This window comes from Dactylosporangium siamense, from assembly GCF_016862795.1.
GTDB classification, from domain to species: domain Bacteria; phylum Actinomycetota; class Actinomycetes; order Mycobacteriales; family Micromonosporaceae; genus Dactylosporangium; species Dactylosporangium siamense.
Genome location: NZ_BONQ01000021.1, coordinates 15647 through 42362, shown reverse-complemented (window position 1 = coordinate 42362; position 26716 = coordinate 15647). Strand labels below are relative to the sequence as shown.

Here is a 26716-nt window from a genome sequence, read left to right as displayed (position 1 = left end):
ACGCGTCAGCCTACGCGCCCGTGAGGCCGGCAGGCCGCTGCAGCAGGCTGAGGAATGCGACCAGCAACTGCTCGCGCACAGCCGGTGGCGCCGCGTTCAACAGGGTGTTGATCACCGCCATGCGGGAGGGCAGCACCGACGAACCGGACCCCACGCCGAGCGCCGCGGCCAGCGACGAGACGTCGCCGACCAACGAGAAGATGTCGGGCGGCAGCTCGACCGGACCGTGCGCACGGGCAGCGGCCACCGACTCGGCCAGGTCGGCGGCGAACTCGGCAACCCGGGGCTCGACGGCTGCCGTCACGGTCAGGTGCACCGACGGCGCGATGTCCCCGTGCTGGAACTGTGGCTGCGTGTGCCACCCGCGGGCCGTCAGCTCGTCGGCGAGGACGAACAGGTCGACGTCAGTGGACTGGAACGCCACGACCGTCGACTCGACCGGCAGCAGCACGAGCCCGTCGACGGCGGAGACGGCAGCCGCGAGGCCACGCACCGCGGCGAGGGTCGTCGAGGCCAGGGCCAGGTAGCCGTCGTCACCGAGGTGCCGCAGCGTCGCCCAGGCCGCCGCGATCGGCCCACCGGAGCGGGTGGAGGAGATGACGGGATTGACCATCGTGTACCCGGGCCAGTCGGCGTACCCGAAGTACTGCGGCAACCGCAGCGCCTCGTCGCGGTGCAGCAGGACCGAGACGCCCTTCGGCGCGTACGCGTACTTGTGCAGGTCGACGGAGATGCTGGTGACCCCGGCGACGGACAGGTCGAACGCCGGGACCGGCTCGCCGAGGCGGCGCAGGAACGGCAGCGTCCACCCGCCGAAGCAGGCGTCGACGTGGCAGCGGACCCCGGCGGCGGCCGCCGCGGCCGCGATCGGCTCGACGGGGTCGATGAGGCCGTGCGCGTAGGACGGCGCCGAGCAGGCAACCAGCACCGTGGACGGCCCGATCGCGGCGGCGACCTCGGCAGGATCGACACGGAGGTCGGCGCCCACCGGCACCACATCCAAAGCGACACGAAGGTAGGACGCGGCCTTCGCCAGCGCCGCGTGCGCGGTCACCGGCATCACCAGGCGCGGCTCGGCGATGTGCGGGGCACCGTCGCGGGCCGCCTTCACGGCGAGGATCAGCGACTCGGTGCCGCCGCTGGTGACGCTGCCGACCGTGTCCGGTCCGCCGCCCAGGACGGCCGCGGCCATGCCGACGAGGTCGTTCTCCATCCGCAGCAGCGACGGGAACGCGGTCGGGTCGAGGCCGTTGACGTGCGCCGAGGACGCGTACGCCGCCGCCGCGAGCTCGTCGAGGCCGGGCACGGCGGGGTCGTAGACGTAGGCGAACAACCGCCCGCCGTGCGTCGGCAGATCCCCTTTCCGCAGCTCGGCGAGCTCGGCCAGGACCTGCTCCGCCGGAATGCCTTTCACGAAACCCCCTCGGTGAGTCGACGCTCGTCCAGGTCGTAGCCTCGCAGACCGATGAGCGCCGATGCCACGACGAGGGCGGGCACGAGGGTGAACCCGATGAGGACGCCGATCTTGGCGGTGCCGGACTGGGCCGCGGCCTCGCCGGAGGAGCTGGACACGTAGCCGAAGATCGCCAGGAGCACCGCGAAGACCCCGGGGCCGAGCGCCAGGCCGAACGTCTCGCCGGCCGTCCACAGCCCGGTGAAGACGCCCGCCTGGCGGCGGCCGGTGCGCTGGGCGTCGAACGCGATGCAGTCCGGCAGCATGGCCAGGCCGAAGACCTGCTGGCCGGCGTACCCGCCGCCGACGAGCCCGGTCAGGACGTAGACGACGGCGGCCGGTTGGAACGGGGCGAGGGCCAGCGCCGCGGCGGCGGCCGCGAACAGCACCGACGCGTACACGTAGGCGCGCAGCTTGCCGACCCGCCGGCCGACCCGGGTCCACAGCGGCATGACCAGCAGCGCCGGGCCGACGAAGCACGCGAACAGCAGCGTCGCGCCGGTGTCCGGGGACTCGAGGATCTGCGTGGCGAAGTAGCTGACCCCGGCCAGCATGGTGGCGATGCCCGCGGCCTGCACGATCCAGCAGATCAGCAGCAGCCGGAACGGCCGGTTGGCCCGCACGACCCGCAACTGCGCGGCGAAGGACGGCTCGCTCGGCAGGACCTTGCCGACCGGTGCGCTGCGGGTGCCGAAGAACGAGCCGAACGTGCCGACCAGGATCAGCGCGGCGACGAACACGCCCATCGCCCGGTGCCCGGGGATGCCGCCACCGAACTGCTTCGTCACCATCGGCGACAGCGCCCCGGACACCAGGATGGCGACCGCGAGGATCGCGACCCGCCAGCTCATCAGCCGGGTCCGCTCGGCGTAGTCGTCGGTCATCTCGGCCGGCATCGCCACGTAGGGCACCTGGTAGAACGCGAACGCGGTCGCCGCGAGCAGGAACATCACCGCCGCGTAAGCGGCATTGCGCTCGAACGGCGCGGCGAAGATCGCGGCGAACAGCACCGCGAGCGCGAGGCCGCCGAAGAGCAGAAATGGCCGCCTGGCCCCCATCGAGGTGCGGGTACGATCAGAGATCCGCCCGGCAACCGGGTTGATCAGCACGTCCCACGCCTTCGGCGCCAGCACCAGCAGCCCGGCGACCCCGGCAGCGACGCCGAGTGTGTCCGTCAGGTATGGCAGCAGAAGCAGGCCCGGCACCGTGCCGAACGCGCCGGTGACCAGCGAGCCGAGCGCATAGCCCGCCCGCACACGTCCCGGCAGGACCTGGGTTTGCACGACTGGGGCCATGGTCCACGAATGCTAGCGATCACTGTCTCGGAAAGGAACCTCCGCTGTCGACCGCCCTGCTGCAGGCCCAGTCGCGCTCCCGGTCAACGGTCCCGGCCGGGGTCGCCGCCGGGCACCCCGCCACGACCGAGGTCGGGCTGCGGGTCCTTGCGGCCGGAGGGTCCGCGGCCGACGCCGCCGTGGCCGCGATGCTCGCCGGGTGCGCCGCCGAGAGCGTCCTGACCGGTCTGGCCGGCGGCGGGTTCGCCACCTACTTCGACGCCGCCACCGGCGCCACCACCTGCCTCGACTTCTTCTGCGCCGTCCCCGGCCTGGACAGCACCGCCCCCGCGGCGCCGATGGTTCCCATCAAGATCTCGTTCGGCGGTGTGCCGCAGCGGTACGAGATCGGCGCGTCGAGCGTGGGTGTGCCCGGCATCCCGGCCGGGGCCGGTGAGATCCACCGCCGGTGGGGCCGCCTGCCGTGGCAGCGGGTCGTCGCCCCCGCACTGAACCTGGCCCGCAGCGGCGTCCTGCTGCCGGGGCCGCACGCGCGCACCCTCGTGTCGCTGGCGCCGGCGATGCTGCCCGGGTTCGGGTCGGCGGTGTACGCGCCGGAGGGCCGCCTCCTGGAGGGCGGTGAGCTGCTGCACCACCCCGGGCTGGACGCCGCCTTCGGGATCCTGTCGGCGGAGGGCCCGGCCGCCTTCTACACCGGGCGGGTGGGACAGCTGATGCTCTCGCAGGTCCGGGCGGGTGGTGGGGTGCTGAGCGCGCGGGACCTCGCCTCGTATCGGGTGCTGCAGGTGCCGGTGACCGCCGCGGCGTTCGGGCGCTATCGGGTGCTCGCGCGCACAGACCTGAACGAGACGATTCGCACCATCGCCGCGCTGCCGGCTGGGTTCGCACCACTGGACCTGGCCGACGCGCTCCTGGTGTACGGCTCACAACGCCTCGGTGACACCACGAACATCTCGGTCGTCGACGAGGCCGGCAATGCCTGCGTGATAACGATGACACTCGGTATCGGCGCCGGCGTGTGGCTGCCCGGCCTCGGCGTCCACCTGAACTCGATGCTCGGCGAGGGCGATCTCATCCGGCCGGGCACCCTGCCGGGCGAGCGGATGGCGTCGTGCATGTGCCCGACCGTCGTCCTGGATCCCACCGGCGGTCTCGTCATGGCAATCGGCTCCGCCGGCGCGACCCGCATCCGGACCGCGCTGATCCAGACGCTCACCAACGTCCTGGTCCACGGCGACGACACCGCGACCGCGATCGGGCGCCCCCGCTTCCACCCCGTGTCGGTGGACGGCGGCCGCCTGGTGCACGTGGAGCCCGGCGCCGATCCGGCCCCGTTCGTCGCCGCCGGCTATTCGGTGCAGCAGTGGGACCGTCTCGACCACTACTTCGGCGGCGTGAGCGCGGTGGGCCTGGCGGGCGCGGGTGGCGATCCCCGGCGCGGTGGCGTCGGCCGCCTGCTGGCGTAGCCGGTTTACAGCAGGACCAGGTCGTAGCCTGTCCACAGCAGGACCAGGTCGTAGCCGGTTCGCAGCGGGACCAAGGTCGTAGCTGGTTTACAGCAGGACCAGGTCGTCGCGGTGGACGACCTCCCGCTCATACGCGGGGCCCAGCGCCTTGGCCAGCTCCCCCGTCGACCGGCCCAGCAGCGGCGGCAGCTCCGTGGCGTCGTAGTTGACGAGCCCCCGCGCCACCGGCACACCCCCGACGTCGACCAGGTCCACCGGATCCCCCGCGGCGAACCGCCCGTCGACCGCCGTGATCCCGGCCGGCAGCAGCGACGCGTGCCGCTGGATGACGGCCTGCACCGCCCCGGCGTCCAGATGCAGCCGGCCGCGCGGGCTGGTCGCGTGCGCGAGCCAGAACAGCCGCGCCTGCGGCCGCTCCCGCTGCCGGTGGAACAGCGTGCCGACCGGCTCGCCGGCCAGGGCCGCCTTCGCGTTGGGCGCGGACGTCAGCACCACCGGGATGCCGCTGGTCGTCGCGATCCGCGCCGCCTCGACCTTCGTCACCATCCCCCCGGTGCCGACGCCGGCCTTGCCGGGCCGCTTGACGTTGATGTGCCGCAGGTCGTCCGGCGACCGCACGTCCGTCACCGCGGTCGAGCCCGGCAGCGAGGGATCCCCGGTGTACAGGCCGTCGACGTCCGACAGCAGCACCAGCAGGTCGGCGTGCACCAGCGAGGCGACCAGCGCCGCCAGCCGGTCGTTGTCACCGAACCGGATCTCCTCCGTGGCGACGGTGTCGTTCTCGTTGACGACCGGGATGGCCCGCAGGTCCAGCAGTCGCCGCAGGGTCCGGTACGCGTTGCGGTAGTGCACCCGCCGCGTCACGTCGTCGACGGTCAGCAGCACCTGCCCGACCACCCGCTGGTGTTGCGCGAACGCGTCGTTGTACGCCCGCATGAGCAGCCCCTGCCCGACGCTCGCCGCGGCCTGCTGCGTCGCGAGATCCCGCGGCCGCCGCGACAACCCCAGCGGCGCCAGCCCCGCCGCGATCGCCCCCGACGACACGAGCACGACCTCCGCGGGACATCTGGCGAGCGCGTCGACGAGTGCGTCGACCCGCTGCGCGTCGAGCCCGCCGGCCGCGGTGGTCAACGACGACGACCCGACCTTGACCACGATCCGTCGAGCCTCGGTGACCTGTTCCCGCACGCCGCCTATCTTGCCGCGTCGCCACCCTCAGCTCGCGGTAGGTTCCCATATCGTGGCCGACGACGACTATGCCGAACTGGTCCTCACCGTGGTGGAACGCATCCCTCCGGGGCGCGTCATGTCCTACGGCGCGATCGCGGAGTACCTGGGCCGCGGCGGCCCCCGCCAGGTGGGCGCGGTGATGTCCCACTACGGCGGCGGCGTGCCCTGGCACCGCGTGGTGGCCGCCAACGGCCGCCTGGTCCCGGGCCACGAGCAGGAAGCCCTGCGCCGGCACCGGCAGGAGGGCACTCCGCTCAAGTCGGACAAGGTCGACATGCGCAGAGCGGTCTGGTGGCCCGAGGACGACCCCGCCCCGCTGCCCTGACCCCACGGCCGTCATCTGCGCCGTGGATGGTGGTCGTCCCCCAAGAGCCAGTGGCCGCCGACGCGTTGCGGCCCTTGGTGGGGGTAATCCGCTTGGCGCCTCGCTGGTGTCAGTCCTCGGGGCTCGGTGGCTCCGCCCGGACGCTGACGCGTCCATGCGACAGGGTGGCGTGGTCGCCGTGGGTGCCGTCTCGCGGTGATCCCAAGCCAGGTCCGCGCTCACCTGGTCCGGCGCCGTCGAGGTCATCATTCGGTGGTGCCACCGTCGTTGATTTGAAGAACTTCGAACAATCACCCCTGATCGGGCGCGGGCGTCGCCCGCGCGGACCGCACTGTGGGAAACCGCAACAACCTGGTTGATCTGAGGTCGCCCGCGACCACCAATCAACCAGGTCGTTCCAAGATCGCGGGTGCCGCCCACTTGGGCGATTTCGTTCTTTGGCCAATGACGGTGTGGCACCACCGAATGATGACCTCGACGGACCTGGACCACGCGAGGTCGGACCTGACTTGGCATCACCGCAAGACGGCGCCAACCCCGGATCAGGCTGACAGGGCCAGGGCGAACGGCAGCACCCCAGAAGCCCCCGCGCGCCGCAGCAGTCGTGCGGCGATCGCCATGGTCCACCCGCTGTCCACCAGGTCGTCGACGAGGAGGACGGGGCCGGGCAGCGTCGGGAGCTGGGCCGCGAGCGCCGGTGGGACGGTGAAGGCGTCGTGCAGGGCCCGGACCCGCTGGGCGCTGTTGGTGCGCGAGGCGGCGTCCGCGGCGTGGGTGGGCTCGATGGCGCCGAGGAGCGGCAGGTGGCCGACCTCGGCGATGCGGGTCCCGAGGGAGTGCAGGAGGGTGGGGGTGCTCTGGCTGCCGAGGATGACGACGCCGGACGGGCGGGTGGGCCAGGGGTCATCGCCCTTCGCCCATTCGGTGAGGGTGGCCACGACGCCGGCGAAGATGTCGTCGGGGAGTGGGGCGTCGGGGGCGGCGAGGAGCTTGCGGAGCTTGTCGCCCCAGCCCAGGTCGCTGAGGCGGCCGATGGCACGGCCGGGGAGGGTCTGCTCGGCGGGTGGGATGTTGCCGGTGAGGGGGACGCCGATGGCGGCGAGGCCGGTGGGCCAGCGCTTGCGGGGGGCGATCTCGACGCCGGTGCGGCCGAGGTGGGCGCGGGCCGAGGCGAGGGCGTCCGGGGAGATGTCGACGGGATACCAGGGGGCGGTGCAGGCGTCGCAGCGGCCGCACGGGGCGGCGCCCGGGTCGTCGAGGGTCGCGCGGAGGAACTCGAGGCGGCACGTGGTCAGGGCGGCATAGTCGCGCATCGAGTCCTGCTCGGCGGCGCGGGCGGCAGCGATGCGGTCATAGCGCTCGGTGTCGTGGTGCCAGGGGGCGCCGGTGGACTCCCAGCCGCCCTTGACGCGGTGGACGGCGCCGTCCACGTCGAGGACCTTGAGCATCAGCTCCAGGCGGGTGTGGCGCAGCTCGACGCGGGGCTCGATGGCGGCGGTGGACAGGGGGCGGCCGGCCGCGGCGAGGACGGCGAGGACCTCGCGGACCTGCGGCTCGGGCGGGAACGCCAGGGACGCGAAGTAGCGCCAGATGGCCTGGTCCTCGGTGCCGGGCAGGAGCAGGACGTCGGCCTTGTCGACGGCCCGGCCGGCGCGGCCGACCTGCTGGTAATAGGCGATCGGGGAGGACGGCGCGCCGAGGTGGATGACGAAGCCGAGGTCGGGCTTGTCGAAGCCCATGCCGAGGGCGGACGTGGCGACGAGGGCCTTGATCCGGTTGGCGAGGAGGTCCTCCTCCGCGGCGAGACGGTCGGCGCCCTCGGTCTGGCCGGTGTAGGCGGCGACCTCGTAGCCGCAGGCGCGCAGATAGGCGGCCGTCTCGTGGGCGGCGGCGACGGTCAGCGTGTAGATGATCCCGGAGCCGGTGAACGAGGCGAGGTGCTCGCCGAGCCAGGCGAGCCGGTGCGGCGCCGACGGCAGGGTCAGGGAGCCCAGGCGCAGCGACTCGCGGTCCAGGGAGCCGCGCAGGACCAGGGCGTCGCCGAGCTGCTCGGCGACGTCGGCGGTGACGCGGGCGTTGGCGGTGGCGGTGGTCGCCAGGACCGGGGTGTCTGGGGCGAGGTCGAGCAGGAGGGTGCGCAGCCGCCGGTAGTCGGGGCGGAAGTCGTGGCCCCAGTCGGAGACGCAGTGCGCCTCGTCGACGACGAGCAGGCCGGTGGTCGCGGCGAGCTTGGGCAGCACGTTGTCGCGGAAGTCGGGGTTGTTGAGCCGCTCGGGCGAGACGAGCAGGACGTCGACGCCGCCGGCGGCGATCTCGGCGGTGATCTGGTCCCACTCCTCCAGGTTGGCGGAGTTGATCGTGCGGGCGGTGATGCCGGCCCGGGCGGCGGCGTCGACCTGGTTGCGCATGAGGGCGAGCAGCGGCGACACGATGACCGTCGGGCCGGCGCCACGGGCGCGCAGCAGCGCGGTGGCGATGAAGTAGACCGCGGACTTGCCCCACCCGGTGCGTTGGACGCACAGCACCCGGCGGTGCTCGGCGACGAGGGCGGAGATGGCGGCCCACTGGTCCTCCCGCAGTTCGGCGGAAGGACCAGCGAGCTTCTTCAAAACAGCGGTTGCCTCGGTACGCACCTCACGAACCTAGCAACCGGGTATGACACAAATCAGGGCGTGAACCGAACGGAGGTGCCGGAGACCAGCAGCGGCTGGTTGTAGAGGTACTGCGCCGCCACCGTGCCGGCCGCGTTCTCCACGCCGACGGTGGCGCCGTTGCCCTTCTCCACGTCGTTGTCCAGCCCCGAATAGTTGAACGAGATCGTGCCGTCAGCGGCGAACGCGACCGAGAACGTCACCCGGTTGTGCACCCCGTTGCCGTAGATGTACGGGTTGCGCCACTCGATCACCACCGAGCCGTTGACCAGCGCTGTCCGCACCGACGCCGAACCGTCGACGACAAGGTCGTCCCAGAAGGCGTAGACCGTCGCGTTCGGTGCCGCGGTCGACGGCAGCGCGGAGTGCTCCACGTAGGCGCCGCCCGGGTTGACGAACGAGACCTTGCCGTTGGTGTCGATCCAGGCGGTCGAATACGTGACGCCGTACAACGTCACCGGCGCGGGCAGCGTGACCTGCTGGATGTTGTCGTCGCCGGTGAGGGTGAGCACCGTCGCGTCGGCGGGGACGAACGGCGCGGCGACCGTCGTGATCCCGTAGTTCCCGGCCGGCGGCGGGGGTGCGGGCAGCGTGAGGTTGACCGTCTCGGCGCCGTCGACGGTGACCGCCGCGGACGTCGACTGGCCGTTCGCGGTGGCGTTCACGGTGTACGAGCCGAACGCCACGTCCGCGAAGCTGTAGCCGCCCGAGGCGTTCGTGGTGGTCGTCACGCCGGCCGTGAGGGTCACGGTCGCCCCGGCCACGGCGCCGCCGCCGGCGACCGTCACCGTGCCGCTGACCGTCCCGGTGGACGGCGGCGGCGGAGGCGGCGGGGTCGTCCCGCCCGGGGCGGTGAAGATGACCGCCCGGCCGGACTGGAGCTTCGGGGTGTTGACCGAGTAGGCGAGGCCCACCGAGCCGTCGGCGTTCTCGATGCCGACGGTCGCCGCGTTGCCCTTCTCGATGTCGCTGTCGAGGCTCGCGTAGTTGGTGATCACGTCACCGTTCTCGGACAGGATCGCCTCGAAGGTGATGCGCCGGCTGGTGCCGCCGTAGATGTAGCCGTTACGCCACTCCACGACGAACTGCCGGTTGGGCGCGGTGCCGATCGTGGTCGTGCGCACCGACGCGCTGGAGTCCATGACGAGGTCGTCGTGGAAGGCGTAGACGGCGGCGTTGGCCAGCGCCGGGTTCGGCAGCGTCGTGTTGTCCCACTTGAACCCGTTGGGGTTGACCATGCTCACCAGGCCGTTCGTGTCGACCCAGGCGGTGCTGTACGTCTGGCCGTACAGCTTGACCGGGAACGGCAGCGTGATCTGCTGCACGGCGTCGTCGCCGGTCAAGGCCAGCACCGTGGTGTCGGCGTTGACGAACGCCCTGGTCGCGGTGGAGCAGACGTAGCCGAAGCTGTCGGAGCACGTGCCGCCGCCGGTCGCCGCGTAGGTGGCGGTGTAGGTCGCGGCAGTGGTCGGCGCGGTGATCACCTGCGTGGCGGCGCCGCCCTGGCTCCACGAACCGAAGGTGTACTGGGTGCCGTTGAGCGTCTGCGGCGTCGGCGCGGACACGGTCTGCGTCGACTTCTGGATGACCGTCGAGGTGAACGGGGTGACCCCGGAGACCGAGCCGACGGTGATGCCGAGGCCGCTCGGCACCGAGTTGAACGTCATCGTGACGGTCTTCGGGTCCAGGCGCCGGCTGACCGTCGTGCTGAGCCCGCTGCTGTCCGTCGCGGTGAGCCGCAGCTCCACATAGGACGGGTACTCGTGGTCGGGCCCGATGAACGTCCCGGACGCGCCGTCGACCTCACTGATGTAGTGCTGGTGGCAGTTGTCGGGGGCGGCGCAGTGCTGCAGGATCAGCTGCCAGTGCAGGTTCGCCGCCGGGATCGTGCCGTCCTGGGCGTCGGTGGCGTGGCCGGTGAAGCTGACCGTGTCGTTCGTGGCCCAGGTGAACCCGGCCGCGGGGGTGTCGATCACCGGCACCGGCGCGCTGGATCCGACGAGGATCTGCAGTGTCTTGGTGTCGGACAACCCACCCGCGTCGGTGACGCGCAGCTTGGCCGTGTAGTTCCCGGCGGTGGTGTACGTGTAGCTCGCCGTCGGGCCGGTCGCGTCGTAGGTGCCGTCGTTGGTGAAGTCCCACTGGTACGTGAGGACGTCTCCGGCGTTCGGGTCGCTGGTGCCGGCGGAGTTGAACTGCACGGCGAGGGGCGGCGCGCCCGAGGTCTGGTTGGCGCCGATCACGGCCGCCGGGGGCTGGTTGCCGGCGCTGTAGTTGATCCGCCGCACCGTGCCGCCGTCGATGTCGACGTAGTACAGGTCGCCGCCGGGGCCGATCTCCAGGTCGACGGGGCCGGCCGCGCCGGGTGCGAACGTCTGGATCTTGCTCGGGTCCGGGGTGCCGTTGGTCGGCAGCATCGCGTAGATGCACCGGCGGGCGTAGTCGCCCCAGAAGAGCGCGCCCTGGTACTGGGCGGGGTAGCTGCCGCCGGACGTCGGGTAGAACGCGACACCGGTCGGGCTGGAGCCGCCGGTCGGGCAGCCGTCGTTGTCGTTGACCTGCTGGTGGTGCCCGTACGTGTACACCGGACCGGTAGCGATGTTGGTGTTGTACAGCGTGGTGCACAGGCTCAGGTTCGCGTCGCGGTAGCCGGGCTGCTGCGAGTTGCCCTCCATGCACGGCCAGCCGAAGTTGGTGACGGGCGTGGCCAGGGGGTTGGGCAGCCGGTTGATCTCCTCCCAGGTCCGCCAGCCGACGTCGCCGATCCAGATCTCACTGGTGCCGGGCTTGAAGGCCCAGCGGAAGGGGTTGCGCAGGCCGTACGCCACGATCCGCCGCGCGTTGGGGTCGGTGGTCGCGTTGTAGAGCGGGTTGTCGGTCTTGGCCGCGCCGGTCACCGGGTCGACGCGGATGATGGTGCCGCTCAGCCCGGTCGGGTCGCTCAGCGTCCGCACGTCCTGGGAGCGCAGGGCGCCGCCCTCGGAGTTGGGCGGGCTCAGCGCCGCGCCGGCCCCGCCGGGCGGGTCGCCGCACGGGTTGACCGGGTTGCCCTGCTGGCCCCAGTCGGTGAAGACGGGGCTGGCGCCCTCGCCGCCGCTGACGTAGAGCGCGCCGTCGGGGCCGAAGCGCACGTCGCCCATCGAGTGGGTCTCGAACTGCTGGCACCAGTCGTTGATGAGCACCTGTTCGGTGCCGGTCCACGTGTTGCCGCTCGCGGTGAGCTTCGACAGCCGCCCGCTGACGATGCAGCCAGTGCCGGGGGTCGGGCAGGTGTCGCCGATGTCGAGGCCGCCACCGATCGGGGTGGTCGCGGTGTACGTGACGTACACCGACGGGTTCGACGGGAAGTTCGGCGGCAGCGCCAGGCCGAGCAGGCCCTTGTCCTCGTTGTCGTGCACCCGGCTGCTGAGGTCGGCGAACAGGGTCGGCGTCGGGTCGGACAGGCTGTCGTAGACCTGGATCGTGCCGCCCTTCTCCGCGACGAAGACCCGTCCGTCGGGCGAGAACACCAGCTTGGTCGGGTGGTTCAGCCCGGACAGCACGATCTGTTCGGAGAAGCCGTTCGGCAGTGTCGTCGCCGCGCCGGCCGCCTGCGGGCCGGTGAAGGCCGCCGAGGCGGGGACGCAGAGCGCGAGCACGAGGCCCAGGGTTAAACGGGAGCGGCGACGACGCCTCATGCGAGCACTCCTGAATGCGGACGCGCTAGGGGAACAGTCAGTAGATGTCCACTGTCTGGTCGATGCTGTCGCCAAGCCGACTGGCGCGCCTCGTCCATTAGGACACAAACATGAGCGTCGTAGCCTGTCCACACGGTGATGATCAGCAGTTCGCGTTCAGATCATCACTTCCTGTGCCGATCAGCCCCCCACGGGTTCATCCAGCCGTGTAGTCCGGGCGGCCGTACCCCACGATCGGGGCGTAGTCGAGCAGCCGCATCGAGATGCGTTCGCCGGCCCGCGGCGCCTCGACCACCCGGCCGTCACCGATGTACATGCCGACGTGACTGACGTCCTTGTAGTAGAAGACGAGATCGCCCGGGCGCAGATCTTCGCGCCTGATCGGGGTGACGGTCTTCTTCTGCCTGGCCGCGTTGTGCGGCAGGACGACGCCGGCCGCCTTCCACGCCGCCATCGTCAGCCCGGAGCAGTCGAACGTGTCGGGTCCGTCGGCGCCCCACCGGTACACCTTGCCGAGCTGGGAGAAGGCAAAGCGCACCGCGCGACCCGCGGCGTCGTCGGTGAAGACCGGCACGTAACCGTCGTGCAGCGCACCGGAGGGGGTGCGGGCGCCGCGTGCCGCCCGGTCCCCGCCGAGCCGCTTGATCTGCGCCTCGATCGTCGCCTTGCGCTGCCCGAGCTCCTGCTGCTGGGCGCGCTGCCGGATCTTCAGCCCGTCGAGCTCGTCGTGCTCCTTCGTCAGCGCGTCCCGGTCGGCCTTGAGCCGGCGCAGCGCGTCGGTGCGTCGGCGCTGCAGGTGGTCGAGCGTGGCCAGCTGGTCCATGAACGAGCCGGGCGACGGCGCGCTGATGAGCACCGCGGTGCTGGTGACTGCGCCGCTGCGGTAGAGCGCGGCGGCGACCTCGTCGGTGTCGCGCTGCGCGGCGTCGACCCTGGCCTGCAGCGGGGCGGTGCGGGCAGCCACCCGTTCGAGCTGGGCGTCGGTGGTGCGCAGGTCGTCCCGGACGGCGTTGAACCGTTCGATGACACCTTCGAGCTCCTGCCACGCGGTTGCCAGCTGCCGCTGCCGGTCGGTGACCGGGTCCGCGTGCCCGGCGTCGGGCACTGCCAGGACGCCGGCAACGAGTGCGGCGAGGACGGCGCAACATGAGTTCCGGATTGACCCCACGGTTCACTAACGACACATTTTGGACAAACGTTACCAAAAGTCCCCCGGTGGAGTGGTACGACCAGGCGACGGCTACGGTCTTGGGCATGAAGGGCCCGCTCGTTGCCGGTGGACTCGTGTTGGCGCTGCTCCTGGGCTTCGTGATCGCCAGGTCGACCGCGGACCCGGCGGCTCCCCCGGCCGCCACCGCCCCGACCGTCGTCCCGTCGCACTCGCACGGCGGCGCCGTCGCGGGCGACCTCGGCGGGCTGTCGCTCAGTGCCGGCGGGTTCACCCTGGCCCCGTCGACCACGACGTTCGGCGCCGGTGCGGCTCAGCAGTTCACGTTCCGGGTGCTCGGCCCCGACGGCAAGGCCGTCACCCGTTTCGTGCTCAACCACGAGAAGCTCATGCACCTGGTGGTGGCGCGGCACGACCTGTCCGGCTTCCAGCACCTGCACCCGCAGATGGCGCCGGACGGCACCTGGTCGGTGCCGCTGACGCTCCCGTCGCCCGGCATCTGGCGGATCTACGCGGACTTCGTCACGTTCGACCCGGCGGGCGCGCAGGCGCCGGCCACGCTCGCCGTCGATGCCACGGTGGCCGGCGACTACCGGCCGCTGACGCTGCCGGAGCCGGTGCGGACCGCCGAAACCGGCGGGATGACGGTGGCCCTGGAGGGCACGCCCGCGGTCAACGCCACCCAGCCGCTGTCACTGCGGGTCCTGGCATCCGGCACGCCGGTGACGGACCTGGAGCGCTATCTCGGCGCCTACGGTCACCTGGTCGTCCTGCGCGACGGCGACCTGGGCTACCTGCACGTCCACCCGGAGGACCAGCTGGTCGGCGGGGCGGTCAAGTTCTGGCTGTCGGCGCCCAGCGTCGGCCGCTACCGCCTCTTCTTCGAGTTTCAGCGCGGTGGACAGGTCCACCGCGCTGAGTTCACCGTCGACGTGCGCTGACTTCAGGCCTGTTCGGTAAGTGGGTCGGCCGCAGCCGGCATCCACCTACCAGATACGCCTCAGTCCTCGGCCGGACCCTCGGTGGTCTCGGCGGCGTCGCTGCCGCCGCGGCCGCGACCGCCCCGGCGGCGCCGGCGGGTGCGGGCACGGGCCGTGCGGGCCTCGCCCTCCTCGCCGGCCTCGGCCGTGACGACCGGACCGCTGTCCACGGTCTCCAGGGCGTCCGCCCCCTCGACCCGGCGCCGGCGGTTGCGGGTGCGGGCCGGGCGCGGCTCGCCCTCACCGGCTTCTTCGACGGCCTGGCCGTCGGCCAGCGCCGGCTCGGCCGGGTCGACCTCACCGCGCCGGCGACGGCGCCGCGGGCGGCGGGCCTCGCCGGTCGGGTCGGCGGCCGGCGCGGACGCCGGCTCGCCGCGGCCGCGACCCCGTGCGGTGCGCCCGCCCCGGCCACGCGGCTTGCCCTCGATGTCCTCGAGCTGCTCGGCGGCGAGGCCGGCCCGCTTGCGGTCGGCGGTCGGCAGGGACCCGGTGATGCCCTCGGGGATGCCGATGTCGGTCAGCAGGTGCGCGGAGGTGTGGTAGGTCTCCGGCGGCTCCGGCAGCTCCATGCCCAGCGTCTTGTCGATGATCCGCCAGCGGGGCATGTCCTCCCAGTCGACGAACGTCACCGCGACGCCCGTCGCGCCCGCGCGGCCGGTCCGGCCGATGCGGTGGGTGTAGGTGTCCGGGTCCTCCGGGCAGTCGTAGTTGATGACGTGCGTGACACCGGAGACGTCCAGCCCGCGGGCCGCGACGTCGGTGGCGACCAGCACGTCGATCTTGCCGGCCCGGAACGCGCGCAGCGCCCGCTCCCGGGCACCCTGACCGAGGTCGCCGTGAACGGCGGCGGCGGCGAAGCCACGGAAGTCGAGGTCCTCGGCGACCCGGTCGGCGGCCCGCTTGGTCCGCGTGAAGATCATGGTCAGGCCGCGGTCGGTCGACTGCAGGATCCGCGCCACGATCTCGATCTTGTTCATCGGGTGTGTGCGGTAGATGACCTGCTTGGTCAGCGGGGACGCGCCGGTGCTGGCGTCGTGGTGCGCGTGGATCGTCATCGGGTGGCGCAGGAACCGCCGCGCCAGGGTCACGATCGGGTCGGGCATCGTCGCGGAGAACAGCATCGTCTGCCGGTCCTCCGGCAGCAGGGTCAGGATCCGCTCGACGTCGTCGAGGAACCCGAGGTCCAGCATGCGGTCGGCCTCGTCGAGCACCAGGGCCCGCACGGCATGCAGGCGCAGGTGCTTGCTCTTGGCCATGTCCAGCAGCCGGCCCGGGGTGCCGACGACGATCTCGACGCCCTTCTGCAGGGCGTCGACCTGCGGCTCGTAGGCGACGCCGCCGTAGAGCGGGAGGACCCGGATGCCGCGGGTCTTGCCGGCGGCGGCGATGTCGCGGGCCACCTGCAGGCCCAGCTCCCGGGTCGGGACCACGACGAGCGCCTGCGGCAGGCCGTCGGCGCCCTCGGCGGGGGCGGTGACCCGGTCCAGCAGGGGGACGCCGAAGCCCAGCGTCTTGCCGGTGCCGGTCGGCGCCTGGCCGATGAGGTCGGTGCCGCGCAGGGCGATCGGCACGGCGTATTCCTGGATGGCGAACGCGTGGATGATGCCGACGGCTTCAAGAGCGGCCACGGTCTCGGGCCGGGCGCCCAGGTCGGCGAAGGTGGGTGCGTCTGGGCGCACGGGTGCGCGCGGGGCCACTGCTTCGGCGGCCTCAGTGTTGTCGATCGTCATGTTGTGCTCAGGGTGTCTCTCTCGCGGGAGCGCCCCTGGTGAAGCCGGGTGCGCTCAAATGGGTAGGGCGCGGGCCACACGCAACCGAAATGATCAAGGTCGCGGGCTACAAGCGCCGGCGCCGGGACTAGGGTCCGTCCACGGCTATTGGAGCCATTGTACCGGCTTGCGGCCCGTTGCGCGCGCCGCATCGCGATGCGGCACCGCACCGGGCGATCCGGCGCGGTACTGTGCCGTCGTGTCCGATCTCACTCCGCCCGCCTCGGCAGTGGTCGACCTCCTCGGCATGCTGGCGTATGGCGAGCTGGTCGCCTTCGACCGCATGGCGGCCGACGCGCGGCTCGCACCCGATCTGCGCCGCCGGGCGGTGCTCAGCGAGATGGCCGGCCGCGAGATCACCAACTACTGCCGCCTCGCCGACCGCCTGACCGAGCTGGGGGGCGACCCCGAGCAGTCCATGCGGCCCTATGTGCAGGCGGTGTCGGACTACCACGCGCAGACCGAGCCCGCCGACTGGCTGGAGGGCCTGGCCAAGGCCTATGTCGGCGACGGCATCGCCGACGACTTCACCCGCGAGGTCGCGGCGGTGCTCACCGGGCCGGACCGGGACCTGATCCTGGACGTCCTGCACGACTCCCGGCACGCCGACTTCGCCGCGGACGAGCTGCGGGCCGCGATCGCCGCCGACCCGAAGGTCGCCAACCGGCTGTCGATGTGGTCGCGCCGGCTGGTCGGCGAGGGCATCTCCCAGGCGCTGCGGGTCGCGGCCGAGCGGCCGTCGCTCGCCGAGCTGCTCGCCGGCGGCGGCACCGACTTCCAGGCGCTGCTCAGACGCCTCACCTCGGCACATACCGCCCGCATGGGCGCGGTCGGACTCAACAACTGACTCAGGCCCTGACCCGGACGGGGCAGGGCCTGAGCGTTATCCGTCAACGATTCGTCAACGCGCGGAAGAGAATCCAACCGGCCGCGGCGACGACTCGGCGATCTCCACGTAGGCGATCTTGCCGACCGGGACGATGACCCGGCGACCCTTCTCGTCGACGAGAGACAGCACACCCTTGTCGCCACCGTCGATCGCGTCGGTGACCGCAGCTTCAACCTCGGCGGATGACTGGTTGCTCTCCAGCACCAGCTCCCGAGGCGCATACTGCACGCCGATCTTGACCTCCACGTCTTCCTCCTTGATCGGGCTGCGGCGCGTCCGTGCCTCGGCGCGCACACCCAGTGTGGTTGAAGACTAACGCGATCAGGCGTGTTCCCCGTGCAGGGGGAAGCTCGCGATGCCGCGCCACGACAGCGCGGTCAGCAGCGCCTCCGCTTCTGGCTTCGCGACCTTGCGGCCACCGGCGACCCAGAAGCGCGCCGCGACCTCCGCCGCGCCGACCAGCCCGGAGGCGAGCAGCTCCGCGCGCTCCCGGCTCAGGTCGGTGTCGGCCATGATCGTGTCGGTGATCGCGGCGATGCAGCCGCTCTCGACCCGGTCGACCCGCTCACGCACCGCGGGGTCGTTGCGCAGGTCCGACTCGAAGACCAGGCGGAACGCCTCGCTCTCGTGGTCGATGAAGTCGAAATACGCCTGGATGGCGCCCCGGACGCGCTCCTTGTTGTCCGTGGTCGCTTCCATCGCGGCACGCATCCGGGACACCATCGCGTCACAGTGCGTGTCGAGCAGCGCCAGATAGAGCTCGAGCTTGCCGGGGAAGTGCTGATAGAGCACCGGCTTGGAGACACCCGCTCGCTCGGCGATGTCGTCCATCGCGGCGGCGTGATAACCCTGCGCCACGAAAACCTGCTGCGCCGCGGCGAGCAGTTGCTTACGGCGCGCCGACCGGGGCAGCCGCACCGGCCGTCCGGCCGACTGGGTGCCGCTCATCGCCGAGGTCATGTTCACCATCCGGATTTGGGTCGAGATTGCAACTTACCCCCTTTCCGCCCACACGGTAGCCTCACCTAGGGGCGACGGAGGAGCGCGCGGTGGACGAAACGGGGCAAGCCGGAAGCCCGCACGGGGCAGGCCCATATCGCGGAGGAGGACACACGGATCCGCAGAGGACACCGGACGGCACCCACGGCGACGGTTCGACGCCGAGCGATGACGCGCTCGAGGCGATCGTCTCCGCGTGGCGTGAGCCTGCCACCGGCGCCGTCGCCGGGCGCGCATCGGTCAACGGCAGCCCGCGCGGCCGCGCGGAGGTCCGCAGCGCCTATTCCGACATGCTCGCCCCGATGAGCCCTCCGGTCTCCGCCCCGCCGCCGGCGCAGCCGCCGACCACGTCGCTGCACTACGGGCACTACGGGCCCGACGGCCAGGGCTGGCCGAGCTCCGTCAACCAGCCCGAGACCAGCCAGTCCTTCCCCGCGACCGGGACCAGCGCCGGAGCCGGCACCGGGTTCGGCGCCGGGACCCTCGCACCGCACGACAGCGGCCCGATCAACGGTGGCTCGATCAACGGTGGCCAGGCCAGCGGCGTGATCAACGGCGCCCAGCCCACGGCGCCGTCCGGCGGCACGGTCTACGGCGCCGCCGCGTCCGCCTCCGCGCAGGGGCGCGACGACGCGGTGCAGCCCACGTCCGGCGGCTACGGCCCGCCGCCCTCGGCGCTGGACCGCCTCAGCGGCCAGCCCGCGCCGGTCGACCCCGACGTCCGGGTGCACGGCGACAGCGGTCAGCCCCCGTATGGCGCCTTCCCCGATCCCGCCTGGGGCTACGACACCCGGTCGCGCAGCGGGGCCTACCAGGAGCAGGGCAACGGCGCGGCCCGGCTCGACGCGCCCGCCGACGGCTACCAGGAGCAGTTCCCGCCGCAGGACCAGTACCCGCAGCAGGGATACCAGGCGCAGCCCTACCCGTCGCAGGAGTACCCGCAGCAGGCCTACCAGTCGCAGGAGTACCCCCGCCAGCAGGGATACCAGCCGCAGCAGGACGCGCACCAGGGCCAGGCCGCATACCGCCCGCAGGACGGCTACGGGGCGTATGCCCAGCCCGACAACGGCTACCAGCCCTACGAGCAGCAGCCGCAGCCCTACGAGCAGCAGCCGCAGCCTTACGAGCAGCAGCCGGCCGGACCCGAGTTCGACTGGGCCGCGCCGCAGCACGACCCCGCGCAGGCCGCCCAGCCCGCCGCCGCGGCGCCGCAGGCGCCACCGACCGTGCCGCAGCTGCCGACCCAGCGGATGCCGGAGGACGACCCGCTCGTCGGCCCGCTGCCCACGGAGCTGCTCGGCAACGCCACCCCGCTGTCCGCGGCCGAGCCGACGATGCCGACGTTCGCGTCGGAGCCGCCCTACGCGCAGGACGTGCCGGCGGAAGCCGCCTACGCCGGACCGGCCTACGCGGAACCGACCTACGCCGAGCCGGCCTACGCGGAGCCCGCCTACCCGGATTTCGGCGCCGCGGAGATCGACTACGACGCCCCCGAGCTGCCGCAGCGGGTGCCGTCGCACCCCGACGTGCCGCAGGTGCCGGAGGTGGAGGTCGAGCCGCTCGTCGCGGAGGCCGGGCCGGCCGGCGGGGCGGAGCTGGCGAGGATCGCGACGTTCCTGCGCGAGGACCGCGAGGACGAGGACGACGAGCCCAGTCTCGACGACCGACCCGACGGGTTCGACATCCCGGCGGTGCTGCGCGCGGTGCAGGGGGTCGCCGGGGTGCGCGAGGCGACCCTGCGCAAGAACGCCGACGGCCTGCACACGCTGCGCCTCGAACTGTTCGACGAGGCCGACCCGGGCCGGGTCAGCCGGGCCGTGGCGCGGCTGCTCAACGAGCGGATGGGCCTGGCCGCCGAGCCGAACCTCGGCGACCTGACCACACCGGCCCAGCGCCTCGCCGGCCCGCCCGCCCGGGGCAACGCACCGCACAGCGCGCTGCCGGGCTACGGTCGCGAGGCCCGCCGCCGGCGTCCGGTGAGCGGCGTGCGCCGCCCGGCCGAGGCGCCCCGCCCCGACCTCGACGAGCTCCGGCCACCGCCGGGCCTCGTGCCCGGCCCCGAGGCGGCACCGGGGGCGCAGGCGTCCCCGGTCGCGCCGTCCGTCGAGCCGGGGTCCGGTCCGAAGCCGCCCGGCGGCCGGCTGACCGGCGTGGTGACAGGTCAGCTGTCCGGGCCGGCAGCCGCGCCGACGTCCAGCCCGATGTTCGGGCCGCAGCCGCCGGTCCCGGTCAACCGGGACTCGCCGCCGGCCCTGGTGCCGCAGTCCAGCTCGATCGTGTCGCCGCGCGTCATCATCGACCAGGTCGAGGTCAGCACGCAGGGCGTCGACGCGGTCGTGGAGGTGCGGCTGATCGCCGACGGGCACCCCGCGGTCGGGGTGGCCAGCGGCCCGGCGGTCGACGGCTACATCCTGCGGCTCTCCGCGGCCGCCGCGGCCTCCGCCGTGGACCAGCTACTGGTCGACGTGGATGCGACAGCGCGGGCCCGGTGCTACATCGAGCACGCCGCGGTGGTGCAGCTCGGCGGGTGCGAGGTCGCCGTGGTGGTGCTGTTGCTGCTGTATGACGGGTGGGTCGAGCAGCTGACGGGCTCGTCGGTGAATGCCGGTGATCCACGCCAGGCTGTGGTCCGGGCCACCCTGGCGGCCGTCAACCGGCGCCTGGAGGCCCTGCTCCCGTAGGCCCGTTGAGGCACACTGGTAAGCATGAAGCGAGCTTCCCTTGTCCCGGAGTTCACCGTCCCGTCACCTGAAAAGCTGCCGGAGCGGTGGCCGGGGCGAGAAGTGGAGCTCGATGGACTGCAGACGTATGTGCGGGACACGCCGGCCACGGCGCCCGGTGCGGAGCCGGCGGTCTACGTGCACGGGCTCGGCGGCTCGTCGACCAACTGGACCGACCTGGCGGGTGTGCTCTCCGGTCGGCTCGACGGCCAGTCGATCGACCTGCCCGGATTCGGGCACAGCGCCCCGGCCCGCAGCTATTCGCTGACCGCGATGGCCGCCCACATCATCCGGTGGGTCGAGCACAGCGACCGTGGCCCGGTGCACCTGTTCGGCAACTCGATGGGTGGCGCGGCGGTGGTCGTGGCCGCGGCGCTGCGGCCCGACCTGGTGCGCAGCCTGACCCTGATCTCGCCGGCGATGCCGTTCCTCGACCCGCGCCGCTCGCTGCAGGGGCCGATCGTGCCGCTGCTGCTCCTGCCCAACGCGGCGAAGCTCGCGGCGAAGCGGATGTCCTCGATGGACCCCGAGACCCTCGCCGCCATGGTGATCGAGTCCTGCTACGCCGACCCGAGCCGCTACCCGGAGCAGCGGCGCCTGGAGGCGATCGAGGAGGCGCGCCGGCGACACCTGGTGCCGTGGTACGCCGAGGCCTACGTGGGCAGCCTGCGCGGGCTGGTGAGCAGCTTCCTGCGGGCGTATCTGCCGGGCGAGGGTTCGATGTGGCGGATGGCCGCGAAGATCACCGCGCCGACGCTGGTGATCGCCGGGCGGCAGGACAAGCTGGTGGACATCCGCACCGCGCCGCAGGTCGCCCGCCTCGTCCCGGACAGCCGGCTGATGATGCTGGAGGGCGTCGGCCACGTAGCGCAGATGGAGGTGCCACGCACCGTCGCCCGCGCCGTGCTCGGCCTGCTCGACGAGCTGCAGGGCGACACCCAGCAGGTTGCGACTCAGGTGCGGGACGGGGTGCGGCAGCGCGCGCCGCAGGTGCGCATGGCAAGCTGACCAATCGATGGCGAGCCGGCTGAGCAGCGACCGCCGGCGGCTGCCGGTGCCACTGCCGAGTGACCCGCGGCAGGCCCGTGAGGTCGTCCGGGCTGAGCAGCGTCGCCGGCATGAGCAGCTGCGCCGGCGCCGCCACGTGGTCATCGGCGTGATGCTCGCCGCGTTCGTGATCGCCGCCGCCGGACTGGGCCGGCAGCTGTTCTTCGCCGGCTCGGACGAGGCGCCGAAGACGGTCGCCGCGACCCGCGGGCCGGCGCCGATGCTCGACCCGCCGAGCCTGCCAGCGAGCCAGCCGCCCGAGGCCGGGCCGTCCAGCGCCGCCGGGACGTTCGCCTACGCCGGCAGCGCCGGGCCGGTCGCCGGTGGGGCCGGTGCGGTCAAGAAGTACCGGGTCGCGGTGGAGAACGGCAGCGGGCAGCAGGTCGACGCGTTCGCCACCGCGGTCGAGCAGGTGTTCGCCGACCCCAGGGGCTGGACCGCGACCGGCCAGCTGCGGCTGCAGCGGGTCGCCGGGCAGGGTACAGCCGACTTCACGATCTTCCTGGCCACGCCGGTCACGTCCGAGCAGATCTGTGCGACGGCCGGCCTGCACACGGCCGGGTTCAGCTCGTGCCGGATCACCGGCAAGGTCGTCATCAACCTGGCGCGCTGGCTGACGGGGGTGCCGGACTACGGCGCGCCGGTCGCGGACTACCAGAGCTACGTCATCAACCACGAGGTCGGCCACGAGCTCGGCAACGGCCACGAGGCCTGCCCGGGGCCCGGGAAACCGGCGCCGGTGATGCAGCAGCAGACCTACGGGCTGAAGGGTTGCGTCGCCAATGCCTGGCCGTTCGTCGATGGTCAGCGGTACAGCGGAGCCAAAGTGCCGTAGGTCACGTGGGTTTGCCGGTCGGGCGCGGCAGAATGAGAACCATGTCGTTGCCTCCACTGGTCGAGCCCGCCGCCGACCTCTCCATTGACGAGGTCCGCCGCTACTCCCGGCACCTGATCATCCCGGATGTGGCCACCGCCGGGCAGAAGCGCCTGAAGAACGCGCGCGTGCTGTGTGTGGGCGCGGGAGGGCTCGGCTCGCCGGCGCTGATGTATCTGGCCGCGGCCGGCGTCGGCACGCTCGGCATCGTCGAGTTCGACACCGTCGACGAGTCCAACCTGCAGCGCCAGATCATCCACGGCCAGTCGGACATCGGCCGGCCGAAGGCGGAGTCGGCCCGCGACTCGGTCCGCGAGATCAACCCGTATGTCAACGTCGTGGTGCACAACGAGGCCCTCGACAACGACAACGTGATGGAGATCTTCGCGCAGTATGACCTGATCGTGGACGGCACGGACAACTTCGCCACGCGCTACATGGTCAACGACGCGGCGGTGCTGCTCGGCAAGCCCTACATCTGGGGCTCGATCTACCGGTTCGACGGTCAGGCGTCGGTGTTCTGGGCCGAGCACGGCCCGTGCTACCGCTGCCTCTACCCGGAGCCCCCGCCGCCCGGCATGGTCCCCTCCTGCGCCGAGGGCGGCGTCCTCGGCGTGCTGTGCGCGTCGATCGGCGCGATCCAGGTGACCGAGGCGATCAAGCTGCTCACCGGCGTCGGCGACTCGCTGCTGGGCAGCCTCATGGTCTACGACGCGCTGGAGATGTCCTACCGCAAGATCCGGCTCCGCAAGGACCCGAACTGCGCCATCTGCGGCGAGAACCCCACGGTCACCGGCCTGATCGACTACGACGACTTCTGCGGCGCCGTCTCCGACGAGGCCCAGGCGGCGGCGCTCGGCTCGACGATCACCGCGACCGAGCTCAAGGACTGGCAGGACTCGGGCAAGCCGATCGAGCTGATCGACGTGCGCGAGCCGGCCGAGTGGGAGATCGTGCGGGTCCCCGGGGCGCGGCTCGTGCCCAAGGGCGAGATCCTCAACGGCAACGCCCTCGCCGACCTGCCGCAGGACCGCCAGATCGTCCTGTACTGCAAGAGCGGCGTCCGCTCCGCCGAGGCATTGGCAGCCGTCAAGGCCGCCGGCTTCAAGGACGCGGTCCATGTGCAGGGTGGGGTGGTCTCCTGGGTGAAGACCGTCGATCCGTCACTGCCGGTGTACTAGTCACCCACACGGAGGGAGCGGGCGGGCGGTAGCGTACGGCCCATGGTCGACCTTGATGCCGCGATCGGCTACGTCGTCGCACACGGCGACGCCGTGGATCGCGCCCGCCTCGCCTGGCTGCGCACGGGCCAGTTCCCACCGGCGGACGTGCTGGAGAAGGCCGAGATCGGCCAGTCGCCCGACGGCGGCTGGCCGGCGCTCTGGGGTGCCGACGTGGCCTCCGTCGACGCGACCTGTTTCCGGCTGAGCGAGCTCGACGACCTCGGCGCGATCGACCGGCCCGCGGCCCGCCGGGCCCTGGCGTGGCTGGGCCGCAGCCAGCGCCCCGACGGCATGTGGGAAGAGGACGCCTCCCTGGCGGGGATCGCCCCGCCGTGGGCGCAGCCCGGTGACGACGAGGCGAAGCTGTACCTGACCACCAACGCCGCCTACTGGATGGTCGTCGGCGGTCCCAACAACGGCGACGACCAGCACGCGACCCGGGTCGCCCGCGCCGCCGAGGCGTTCCGGGCGTCGATGCGCCCCGACGGCAGCTGGCCGTCGTTCCTGGTCGCGGGCTGGCTCGGCTGCGCCGTGCTGTTTCACCTGGGCTGGTTCTACGAGTCGGCGCAGATCCAGGTCGCGCTCGCCGACCGGGTGCCGCGGATGACCCCGGCGGACACGGCGTCGCTGTTCGCGGCGCTGCGGCGGGTCCGCATGTCATCGGACGACCTGCTGCTCACCGCCGCCCGCAAGCGCCTCAGCGAGACGCAGCGCAGCGACGGCGGCTGGGAGAGCGACGACGGCGTGCAGTTCAACGTGCACACGACCCTGACCGCGATCAGGGCCCTGCGCTGACGGCCTAGCCGGCGATCGTGAACTCCCACTCGTAGGCGTCCCAGCTCTTCGTCGTGATGTCGAACTGGGTGCTGCCCTCGTACTTGTCGGAGCCCTTGCGGATCTGGATGACGACCCGGCCGCCGGTGTCGAGGTTGATGTAGCCCGCGTGCACGGCGGCGGTGCAGACCGACGAGTCGGTCGTGTAGGGCCCGTTGCCCCAGACGTCGGCCGCCTTGCCGTTCTTCGGGCACGTGTAGGCGACCAGCTTGCCCTCGTAGCCCTCGTACTCCTTGGCGGTGGTGCTCCAGTTGCTGCTGTCCCGCTCGACGTCGACCGGGACGGCCGGCTCGCTGGTCTCGGCGTCGCCGGTGGTCTCGCCGGCGCCGTCCGGGTCCTGGGTCTGGCTCGCGGAGTTGTCGTTGCCGCCGTTGTCGTCGCCGCCGAGCTTGGTCAGCCCGTAGATGCCCAGGCCGACGACCAGGAGCAGGACCACGGCGACCGCGGCGAGGACCCCGGTGCGGCGCTGCCCGCCCGCTGCCGGCGAGGTCGCCTGAGGGCCGGGTGCGGCGCCGTACGTGGCCGGCGGCACGGACGCCCGGCCAGGGGGCGGCGGGGACGCGGGCGACGACGGGCCGGGCGTGGGGTGCGCGGCCTGCGGCGGGTAGCCCGCCGGCTGCGGCGCGGCCGGGAACTGCTGGGCGGGCGACTGCGGCGCCGGGGCCGGCGCGGTGGCGTAGCCGGACGGGGCGGCGGCGTAGCCGGACGGCGGGGTGTAGCCGGCGTCCTGCGCGAACTGCGACGACGGCTGACCGGAGACCGGATCCGCGGAGAACCCGGGTGACACCGGGGCCGCCGACATCGGCACACCCGAGACCGGCACCCCCGAAGCGGGAATCCCCGAAGCCGGAATCCCCGAGGCGGGCGCCGCCGAGGCGGGCACTCCGGAGACCGGCATGGAGACCGAGCCGGAGACCGTCCTCGGTGTCGACGCCGGTGGTGCCGACGTCGGGAAGACCGGGCCCGACACCGGCACACTCGAAACGGGCGGGCCCGAGACCGGGGGCGCCACCTGCCCGGCGGGACCGGGCTGGGTGGGCGCGCCGAGGCTGCCCTGCGCCACGACCATCTCGGGCTGCTCGACCGCGGTCGGCGCCTTGCCGAGGGCCTGGTGCAGCAGCGTCGCGACGAGCGGGATCCGGCTGCCGCCGCCGACGAGGAACACACCGGCGATGTCGGCCGGGGTGAGCCGGGCCGCGGCGATGGCCGCCCGGGTCGCGGTGACCGTCGCGGCCAGGATCGGGCGGGCCAGCTGCTCGAACTGGTCGCGGCCGAGAGGGACGTCCTCGTCGTACATCGGGATGTGGATCATCGTCGAGGAGGTGCGGGACAGCATCTCCTTGGCGGCGCGGACGTCGTCCCAGAGCAGCCGGTTGGCGCGGCGCTCGGCGCTGGTCGTCGGGTGGACGAGCCGGTTCCAGGAGGCGGGGTCGCGGGAGGACTGGCTCGCGCCGAGATACCCGACGATCGCGGCGTCGATGTCGAGGCCGCCGCTGGTGCTGAGGCCCTCCGCGGCCAGCACCTCGAAGGTGCCCGGGCCGTGGCGGACGACGGAGGCGTCGAAGGTGCCGGCGCCCAGGTCGTACACGACGAAGGCCGAGCCGGGGCGACTGTCGGTGCCTTCCAGGGTCCGGAACACCTCGGCGGCGGCGACCGGCTCGGGCACCAGGCTCACGGTCCCGAGGCCGGCGCGTTCGGCGGCGGCGAGGAGGACCCCGCGCCGGGTGTGTGCCCAGGCCGCGGGGCAGGTGATGGTGACCTGGCCGATCCGGCCGCCGGCGACCCGCTGCGCCTCGCCGTTGACCCGGCCGAGCACGGCCGCGAACAGGTCGACGGTCGCGACCTCGTGGTCGCCGAGCAGGACGGCGGGCTCGTCGATGCGGCGCTTGGGGTTGGGTTCGAACCGCTCCGGGCTGACCCGGGCGGCGTGCACCGCGTCACGCCCGACGAGCAGGCCCGCCTGCGGGTCGGCATAGACCGACGATGGAAGTGTCGGCGACCCGTCGAAGAGCAGTGGGCGGACATGGCCGTCAGGCCAGGCCAGCATCGCCGCGGTGTTCGAGGTGCCGAAGTCGATGCCTAGCCGGTAACCTCGCGCGTCCACAGCGCCAATATA

At 72.5% G+C, this 26716-nt stretch carries 19 protein-coding genes; 9 read left to right on the top strand and 10 right to left on the bottom strand.

The genetic code is table 11. The features are described 5' to 3' along the window. Positions 1-10: 10 nt before the first annotated feature. Together Dsi01nite_RS06120 and Dsi01nite_RS06115 are read right to left on the bottom strand one after the other, a co-directional pair. Positions 11-1414 carry a pyridoxal phosphate-dependent decarboxylase family protein gene (locus tag Dsi01nite_RS06120; RefSeq protein WP_203845047.1) on the bottom strand — a complete coding sequence of 468 codons (1404 nt, stop codon included), beginning with the start codon at positions 1412-1414 and terminating at the stop codon, positions 11-13. Beyond that, positions 1411-2748, bottom strand: coding sequence for an MFS transporter (locus tag Dsi01nite_RS06115; protein ID WP_203845046.1), 1338 nt, complete (start codon positions 2746-2748; stop codon positions 1411-1413). Before Dsi01nite_RS06115 ends, Dsi01nite_RS06120 begins: the two co-directional genes overlap by 4 nt. Positions 2749-2792: 44 nt before the next feature. Between Dsi01nite_RS06115 and Dsi01nite_RS06110 the strand changes: the two genes are divergently transcribed. Next, positions 2793-4214 carry a gamma-glutamyltransferase gene (locus Dsi01nite_RS06110; RefSeq protein WP_308442020.1) on the top strand — a complete coding sequence of 474 codons (1422 nt, stop codon included), beginning with the start codon at positions 2793-2795 and terminating at the stop codon, positions 4212-4214. An 87-nt stretch (positions 4215-4301) separates the two neighbouring features. On the opposite strand, the gene proB is transcribed toward Dsi01nite_RS06110, so the two are convergent. Continuing rightward, the gene (gene proB, locus Dsi01nite_RS06105) at positions 4302-5402 is read right to left on the bottom strand and encodes a glutamate 5-kinase (protein WP_203845045.1); all 1101 of its coding nucleotides are present in this window, start codon (positions 5400-5402) and stop codon (positions 4302-4304) included. A gap of 52 nt (positions 5403-5454) precedes the next feature. Between proB and Dsi01nite_RS06100 the strand changes: the two genes are divergently transcribed. Beyond that, positions 5455-5769 carry an MGMT family protein gene (locus tag Dsi01nite_RS06100; protein ID WP_203845044.1) on the top strand — a complete coding sequence of 105 codons (315 nt, stop codon included), beginning with the start codon at positions 5455-5457 and terminating at the stop codon, positions 5767-5769. A gap of 542 nt (positions 5770-6311) precedes the next feature. Here Dsi01nite_RS06100 and Dsi01nite_RS06095 read toward each other — a convergent pair. The 3 genes from Dsi01nite_RS06095 to Dsi01nite_RS06085 form a co-directional block, all read right to left on the bottom strand. Next, positions 6312-8402: a RecQ family ATP-dependent DNA helicase gene (locus Dsi01nite_RS06095; RefSeq protein WP_203845043.1), complete on the bottom strand. Its 2091-nt coding sequence runs from the start codon at positions 8400-8402 to the stop codon at positions 6312-6314. A gap of 32 nt (positions 8403-8434) precedes the next feature. Beyond that, entirely contained in the window at positions 8435-12097 is a 3663-nt protein-coding gene (locus Dsi01nite_RS06090; protein WP_203845042.1) for a PQQ-dependent sugar dehydrogenase, read from the bottom strand. 196 nt (positions 12098-12293) lie between these two features. After that, complete coding sequence (locus Dsi01nite_RS06085) at positions 12294-13265, bottom strand: C40 family peptidase (protein WP_203845041.1); 972 nt, start codon at positions 13263-13265, stop codon at positions 12294-12296. Positions 13266-13351: 86 nt separating this feature from the next. Between Dsi01nite_RS06085 and Dsi01nite_RS06080 the strand changes: the two genes are divergently transcribed. Further along, positions 13352-14206, top strand: coding sequence for a DUF8832 domain-containing protein (locus Dsi01nite_RS06080; protein ID WP_203845040.1), 855 nt, complete (start codon positions 13352-13354; stop codon positions 14204-14206). Between the two features lie 59 nt (positions 14207-14265). Here the strand turns inward: Dsi01nite_RS06080 and Dsi01nite_RS06075 are convergent, their stop codons facing one another. Continuing rightward, positions 14266-15975: a DEAD/DEAH box helicase gene (locus Dsi01nite_RS06075; RefSeq protein ID WP_203845039.1), complete on the bottom strand. Its 1710-nt coding sequence runs from the start codon at positions 15973-15975 to the stop codon at positions 14266-14268. A gap of 238 nt (positions 15976-16213) precedes the next feature. On the opposite strand from Dsi01nite_RS06075, the gene Dsi01nite_RS06070 reads away from it, so the two are divergent. After that, a complete protein-coding gene (locus Dsi01nite_RS06070) occupies positions 16214-16861 on the top strand; it encodes a ferritin-like fold-containing protein (protein WP_239135721.1) in 648 nt (215 codons plus the stop codon). Positions 16862-16915: 54 nt separating this feature from the next. Here Dsi01nite_RS06070 and Dsi01nite_RS06065 read toward each other — a convergent pair whose 3' ends face one another. Next, positions 16916-17149 carry a DUF3107 domain-containing protein gene (locus tag Dsi01nite_RS06065; protein WP_203845037.1) on the bottom strand — a complete coding sequence of 78 codons (234 nt, stop codon included), beginning with the start codon at positions 17147-17149 and terminating at the stop codon, positions 16916-16918. Between the two features lie 75 nt (positions 17150-17224). Beyond that, positions 17225-17863: a TetR/AcrR family transcriptional regulator gene (locus tag Dsi01nite_RS06060; RefSeq protein WP_203845146.1), complete on the bottom strand. Its 639-nt coding sequence runs from the start codon at positions 17861-17863 to the stop codon at positions 17225-17227. A 341-nt stretch (positions 17864-18204) separates the two neighbouring features. Here Dsi01nite_RS06060 and Dsi01nite_RS06055 point away from each other — a divergent pair, with 341 nt between their 5' ends. Genes Dsi01nite_RS06055 through Dsi01nite_RS06035 form a run of 5 tightly spaced genes read left to right on the top strand, consistent with a single transcriptional unit; the run spans position 18205 to position 24561 of the window. Then, the gene (locus tag Dsi01nite_RS06055; protein ID WP_203845036.1) at positions 18205-20583 is read left to right on the top strand and encodes a hypothetical protein; all 2379 of its coding nucleotides are present in this window, start codon (positions 18205-18207) and stop codon (positions 20581-20583) included. A gap of 24 nt (positions 20584-20607) precedes the next feature. Then, a complete protein-coding gene (locus Dsi01nite_RS06050; protein ID WP_203845035.1) occupies positions 20608-21630 on the top strand; it encodes an alpha/beta fold hydrolase in 1023 nt (340 codons plus the stop codon). 7 nt (positions 21631-21637) lie between these two features. Next, positions 21638-22504, top strand: a complete 867-nt coding sequence (locus tag Dsi01nite_RS06045; protein WP_203845034.1) for a DUF3152 domain-containing protein — start codon at positions 21638-21640, stop codon at positions 22502-22504. Positions 22505-22545: 41 nt separating this feature from the next. Next, positions 22546-23724: an adenylyltransferase/sulfurtransferase MoeZ gene (gene moeZ / locus Dsi01nite_RS06040; RefSeq protein WP_203845033.1), complete on the top strand. Its 1179-nt coding sequence runs from the start codon at positions 22546-22548 to the stop codon at positions 23722-23724. Between the two features lie 42 nt (positions 23725-23766). Continuing rightward, positions 23767-24561 (top strand): prenyltransferase/squalene oxidase repeat-containing protein, encoded by a 795-nt coding sequence (locus Dsi01nite_RS06035; RefSeq protein ID WP_203845032.1) that lies wholly within the window; start codon positions 23767-23769, stop codon positions 24559-24561. 4 nt (positions 24562-24565) lie between these two features. Here Dsi01nite_RS06035 and Dsi01nite_RS06030 read toward each other — a convergent pair whose 3' ends face one another. After that, positions 24566-26704 carry an Hsp70 family protein gene (locus Dsi01nite_RS06030; protein WP_203845031.1) on the bottom strand — a complete coding sequence of 713 codons (2139 nt, stop codon included), beginning with the start codon at positions 26702-26704 and terminating at the stop codon, positions 24566-24568. Positions 26705-26716 lie beyond the last annotated feature (12 nt).

Bases quoted from the DNA above. Each gene is read 5' to 3' on its own strand.
- Dsi01nite_RS06060 (WP_203845146.1), bottom strand. From the start codon at position 17,863: ATGACCTCGGCGATGAGCGGCACCCAGTCGGCCGGACGGCCGGTGCGG.
- moeZ (WP_203845033.1), top strand. From the start codon at position 22,546: ATGTCGTTGCCTCCACTGGTCGAGCCCGCCGCCGACCTCTCCATTGAC.
- Dsi01nite_RS06115 (WP_203845046.1), bottom strand. From the start codon at position 2,748: ATGGCCCCAGTCGTGCAAACCCAGGTCCTGCCGGGACGTGTGCGGGCG.
- Dsi01nite_RS06090 (WP_203845042.1), bottom strand. From the start codon at position 12,097: ATGAGGCGTCGTCGCCGCTCCCGTTTAACCCTGGGCCTCGTGCTCGCG.
- Dsi01nite_RS06075 (WP_203845039.1), bottom strand. From the start codon at position 15,975: ATGACGATCGACAACACTGAGGCCGCCGAAGCAGTGGCCCCGCGCGCA.
- Dsi01nite_RS06045 (WP_203845034.1), top strand. From the start codon at position 21,638: ATGGCGAGCCGGCTGAGCAGCGACCGCCGGCGGCTGCCGGTGCCACTG.
- Dsi01nite_RS06080 (WP_203845040.1), top strand. From the start codon at position 13,352: ATGAAGGGCCCGCTCGTTGCCGGTGGACTCGTGTTGGCGCTGCTCCTG.
- Dsi01nite_RS06055 (WP_203845036.1), top strand. From the start codon at position 18,205: ATGAGCCCTCCGGTCTCCGCCCCGCCGCCGGCGCAGCCGCCGACCACG.
- Dsi01nite_RS06050 (WP_203845035.1), top strand. From the start codon at position 20,608: ATGAAGCGAGCTTCCCTTGTCCCGGAGTTCACCGTCCCGTCACCTGAA.
- Dsi01nite_RS06035 (WP_203845032.1), top strand. From the start codon at position 23,767: ATGGTCGACCTTGATGCCGCGATCGGCTACGTCGTCGCACACGGCGAC.